The organism is Suttonella ornithocola, from assembly GCF_001889065.1.
Classification (GTDB): Bacteria; Pseudomonadota; Gammaproteobacteria; order Cardiobacteriales; family Cardiobacteriaceae; genus Suttonella_A; species Suttonella_A ornithocola.
Genome location: NZ_LWHB01000298.1, coordinates 1 through 1,185, shown reverse-complemented (window position 1 = coordinate 1,185; position 1,185 = coordinate 1). Strand labels below are relative to the sequence as shown.

The window sequence follows — 1,185 nt, the reverse complement described above, 5'->3', positions numbered from 1 at the left end:
CAATACCTTGCCAGCGGTTACCATTGTGGCGAATGACGGACACAGTGAAAGCGAAGCGGTATTTAATCCTACCGCAACCAACCACACCCCCAAAGCCCCAACCTTTACCCCTAGCGCTGAACTCATTCAAAGCAAAGCTCAAGCTAATGACGTTATCAGCACCGCCAAAGCGGCTGATGCGGATAATGACACCATCACTTACAGCCTAAAAACCGCATCCGACTACCTAGCGGTTAACGCACAAACAGGTGAAATTACCCTCACTGTTAAAGGTGCGGATTGGGTAAACCAAGGCAATACCTTGCCAGCGGTTACCATTGTGGCGAATGACGGACACAGTGAAAGCGAAGCGGTATTTAATCCTACCGCAACCAACCACACTCCTGAAGCCCCAACCTTTACCCCTAGCGCTGAACTCATTCAAAGCAAAGCTCAAGCTAATGACGTTATCAGCACCGCCAAAGCGGCTGATGCGGATAATGACACCATCACTTACAGCCTAAAAACCGCATCCGACTACCTATCGGTTAACGCACAAACAGGTGAAATTACCCTCACTGTTAAAGGTGCGGATTGGGTAAACCAAGGCAATACCTTGCCAGCGGTTACCATTGTGGCGAATGACGGACACAGTGAAAGCGAAGCGGTATTTAATCCTACCGCAACCAACCACACTCCTGAAGCCCCAACCTTTACCCCTAGCGCTGAACTCATTCAAAGCAAAGCTCAAGCTAATGACGTTATCAGCACCGCCAAAGCAGCTGATGCGGATAATGACACCATCACTTACAGCCTAAAAACCGCATCCGACTACCTATCGGTTAACGCACAAACAGGTGAAATTACCCTCACTGTTAAAGGTGCGGATTGGGTAAACCAAGGCAATACCTTGCCAGCGGTTACCATTGTGGCGAATGACGGACACAGTGAAAGCGAAGCGGTATTTAATCCTACCGCAACCAACCACACCCCCAAAGCCCCAACCTTTACCCCTAGCGCTGAACTCATTCAAAGCAAAGCTCAAGCTAATGACGTTATCAGCACCGCCAAAGCGGCTGATGCGGATAATGACACCATCACTTACAGCCTAAAAACCGCATCCGACTACCTATCGGTTAACGCACAAACAGGTGAAATTACCCTCACTGTTAAAGGTGCGGATTGGGTAAACCAAGGCAATACCTT

The 1,185-nt window shown here is 49.0% G+C and carries 1 pseudogene; it reads left to right on the top strand.

From position 1 onward, the window contains the following. Positions 1-1,185, top strand: a pseudogene (locus A5N85_RS15920) (hypothetical protein); the annotation flags it as partial.